1 protein-coding gene is annotated in these 2780 nt (G+C 76.7%); it reads right to left on the reverse strand.

Annotated features, from left to right (window positions below):
• Window positions 1–455: 455 nt before the first annotated feature.
• The gene (locus tag EF903_RS35990) at window positions 456–2702 is read right to left on the reverse strand and encodes a SpoIIE family protein phosphatase (RefSeq protein ID WP_312845981.1); all 2247 of its coding nucleotides are present in this window, start codon (window positions 2700–2702) and stop codon (window positions 456–458) included.
• Between the last annotated feature and the right edge of the window lie 78 nt (window positions 2703–2780).

Genomic DNA, 2780 nt, shown 5'->3' on the forward strand with positions numbered 1-2780 from the left:
GGGGGGAGCCGCGAGGGGCTGGGGTGCCGAGGAGCAGCCGGTGGCGGTGAGCGCCAGGGTCGTGAGGCCAGGGAGCAGGAGCCGTCTGGCGAGAATGCGCACGTACGTAGGACCTTCTGGTTGGGGGGAATTGCGCTACCGGCAAGTAACGTGCGGCGCATCCTGCCAGGCATGTGCATCACAAACGTCGATATCCGGCCATCATGGGCGTTCCGGGAGATCAACGGCGCGTGTCCCGGGCGCCGCGGACCGTCACCTCCACCCCCGCCCACGGCGCCGAATCTCAGGTACGCCCTTGTGGGACACGGGAGTTGCCGCAGCGGGCATCGCCGGGAACACCGCGCCGGGGCGTGCGCGCAAGTCGGCGGGATCGGTTCCGCGGGATGGTCGGGATCGCGGCCGCCCGTGTCCGGAAGTGATCGGTGGAGTCTCCGTACCGGGTGCGGAGCGGCGGGTCAGTCGCCGGGCAGGCGGGAGCGCAGCAGCAGGAGCGCGATGTCGTCGGTCGCGGGTACGCGGCCGCGGGCGTGGCGCAGGAGGTCGTCCGCGACGGCTTCGAGGGGCCGGTCCCCCGCGGCGCGGGCGAGGTGGACCGCGACGCCGGCGATGGTCTCCTCGATGTCGAGTGCCGGGCTCTCGACGAGCCCGTCGGTGTAGAACGCCAGCAGGGATCCCGGCTCGAAGGGGATCTCGGCGGCCGTGTAGCCGGCGTCGGGGTCGATGCCGAGCAGCAGCCCGGGCGGGAGGGCGACGACCTCGGCGGTCCCGTCGGCGCGGCGCAGCACCGGCGGCGGGTGCCCGGCCGTGGCCAGGCGGGCCCGGTGTCGGCCGAGGTCGATGTGCGCGTACAGGCAGCTGGTGAACAGGCCGGGCTCCAGGTCGGTGAGCAGCCGGTTGGTGCGGGCGAGGACCTCGGCGGGCGGGGCGCCGGCCGAGGCGTGCACGGCGGTGCGGACCTGGCCCATGAGGGCGGCGGCGCCGACGTTGTGGCCCTGGACGTCGCCGATCGCGGCGGCGGCCGTCGTGCCGTCGATGTGGATCAGGTCGTAGAAGTCGCCGCCGATGTCCAGGCCGTGCCCGGCGGGAAGGTACCGGGCGGCCACCTCCAGGCGGGGGACGTGCGGCAGGTCGTGGGGCAGCAGCCCGGTCTGGAGGCTGCGGGCCAGCTGGTAGGCCGAGTCGTAGAGCCGGGCGCGCTCCAGGGCCTGGGCGATCAGGCCCGCTATCGAGGTCAGGACGGCCTTCTCGCCCGCGGCGAAGGGCCGGGGCCGGGAGTACGCGAGCACGAGGCAGCCCACCGGCCGGTTCGAGGTGATGAGCGGGACGAAGCCCCAGGCCCCCATCCCGTCCTCGATGTCGGCGCCGGGGTACGCGGCCAGCAGGGCGGCCGGGCTCTCGAAGAAGAGCGGGGTGCGGGTGCGGATGACCTCCGTCGTCGCGCTCCGGGCCGTGACGGGCAGGCCGTCGTAGCGGGTCATGAGCTCGTCGGTGTAGCCGCGGTGGCCGATGATCCTCAGCCGCCGCTCCTCCTCGACGAGCAGGGCCATGGCCTGCGCACCGAGCGCGGGCACCAGCTGGTCGGCCGCCTTGTCGACGACGTCCTGGGCGTGCGCGGCCTCGGTGAGGCTGGCCGCCAGGTGCATCAGCTGGTAGAGGGCGATGGCGCGGCTCGGGGCGGGCGCCGCCCCCTGCTCCGGATCGGGCGCCGTGGACGGGCGGGCGGCGGCGTCCGCGGATGCCGCGGGGCGGGCGGGCGCGGCCGCAGGCGGCGGCTCGACGGCCACGTCGGGGCCGAGGGCTCCCCCGCCGGGGGCGCCTTCGGCCGGGGAGCCGCCGGCGGTGATCCGGACGCTGATCCCCGAGTCGTCCGGGTGGAGGTCGAAGCGCACCCGGTGGCCGGCCGGGTGCACGGCGCTGAAGCTGCGCGGCAGCCGGCTCATCACGGCCGCCCGGTAGTGCTCCTCGATCGCGGGGGTGTCCATCCAGGGCAGGGCCTCCCACGGCAGGGCGCCGACGAGCCGCCGGACCGGGGAGCCGAGCAGGTCGGCCGCCTCCTGGGTGATGAAGGTGATCTTCCCGTTCAGGTCCAGGGCGCAGCTCCCCCCGGGCAGCCGCCGGATGAAGGCCATGGCGGCGGCCGCCTCGACGGGCCCCGGGGTGGGCGGCGGCCGCGGCGCCAGGATGACCGGGTGGGCGGCCGCGCGGACCGGGTGGCCCTCCTCGGCGGACCGGCGCAGGATGCCGGCCAGGCGGGCGCACCCCGCCGCGAGGGCCTGCCTCTCGCGCTCGGCGAGCTCGGGCCCGTGGGAGCCGGGCCAGAGCATGACCAGGCCGGCGCCCGCCGCCGCGCCCGCGCCGGGGTCGGTGTCGAGCGGCGCGGCGGCGAGGGAGAAGCGGTAGGGGACGACCAGGCCCAGGCGCGGGTACCGGCTCGCCGTCTCCTCCTGGCCCCCCAGCCACACCAGCCGCCGCTCGCGAACCGCGTCGGCGACCGGGATGGGGTCCCGCAGCCCGACCCGCGACCAGGGGACGGCGAATTCGCGGGCCACGCCGATCGTGAGCGCGAGGTGCAGCATGCCCTGTGCGGGGGCCGGCAGGTACAGCATGCCGATGGACGCGCCGGCCGCGGCGCGGAGGTCGAGCAGCGCCTCGCCCAGCCGCCGGTGGCCGGCACCGGGGTCCCGCGCCGGTGAGTCTCCCACGTGACCATGGTGGCCCAGGGCCGGCCGTTCGCGCGCTCCGGACGCGGCCGGGCGGCGGGCGGGCGGCGGGCCGCGCGG

Origin of the sequence: Streptomyces sp. WAC05292 (assembly GCF_003949955.1) — a bacterium.
GTDB lineage: Bacteria > Actinomycetota > Actinomycetes > Streptomycetales > Streptomycetaceae > Streptomyces > Streptomyces globosus.